Raw genomic sequence first — 1,077 nt, 5'->3', positions numbered from 1 at the left:
CGTGGCCGACACGAACACCAGCGCCTTGGTGGCCCCGGCCAGGCCGGCCAGCGCCGCCGACAGCACAAAGGCCAGCAGCTTGAAGTTGTCCACGTTGTAGCCCAGCGAAATCGTGCGCGGCTCGTTCTCGCGCAGCGCCTTGAGCACCTGCCCGAAGGGCGAGTTGATCGTGCGCCAGCACACCGCGTAGCCGAACACGAAGATCGCCATCACCACGTAGTACAGATTGATGTCCTGCGACAGGTCCAGCCCGAACAGCGTGCCGCGCGGGATGCCCTGCAGTCCGTCCTCGCCATGCGTGAAGGGCGCCTGCAAAAAGAAGAAGAACACCATCTGCGCCATGGCCAGCGTGATCATCGCAAAGTAGATGCCGCTGCGCCGGATCGCCAGCGCCCCCATGACCAGGCCCATGAGCGCGGCCACCGCCGTGCCGAACAGCAACCCCACGATGGTGGGCAGGCCCCACACCGCCATCGCATGGCCGGCCGCGTAGGCCGCCCCGCCCAGAAAGGCCGCGTGCCCGAAGGACAGCAGCCCCGTGTAGCCCAGCAGCAGGTTGAACGCGCAGGCGAACAAGGCGTAGCACATGACCTTCATCACGAAGATCGGATAGGCCCCCAGCGCCGGCAGCAGCGCCAGCACGATCGCCGCCAGTAGATAGCCGATGACTTGACGGTTCATTTTTCTTTCCCAAAGAGACCGGCCGGACGCAGCAGCAGCACGATGACCATAATGATAAAGACCACGGTGTTGGACGCCTCGGGCCAGAACACCTTGGTCAGGCCCTCGATCACCCCCAGGCCCAGGCCCGTGAGGATCGAGCCCATGATCGAGCCCATGCCCCCGATGACCACCACCGCGAACACCACGATGATCAGGTTCGAGCCCATCAGCGGCGAGACCTGCATGATGGGTGCGGCCAGCACCCCGGCAAAGCCGGCCAGCGCTACCCCAAAGCCGTAGGTCAGGGTCACCACCAGCGGCACGTTCACCCCGAAGGCCTCGACCAGCTTGGGGTTCTCGGTGCCCGCGCGCAGCAGCGCGCCCAGGCGCGTCTTTTCAATGACGAACCAGGTC

General features: G+C 65.4%; 2 protein-coding genes. Both read right to left on the bottom strand.

The features are described from left to right. Positions 1 to 681 (bottom strand): branched-chain amino acid ABC transporter permease (locus tag V0R37_RS21805; protein ID WP_420376517.1); only part of this gene is annotated, 681 nt, incomplete at its 3' end. Next, on the bottom strand, positions 678 to 1,077 hold a 400-nt coding region (locus V0R37_RS21800; protein ID WP_420376516.1), incomplete at its 5' end, for a branched-chain amino acid ABC transporter permease. The genes V0R37_RS21805 and V0R37_RS21800, both read right to left, overlap by 4 nt.

This window comes from Pollutimonas rozaliensis (assembly GCF_048751585.1).
In the GTDB taxonomy this organism is placed as follows: Bacteria; Pseudomonadota; Gammaproteobacteria; order Burkholderiales; family Burkholderiaceae_B.
This window is presented reverse-complemented; position numbering and strand designations above follow the sequence as displayed.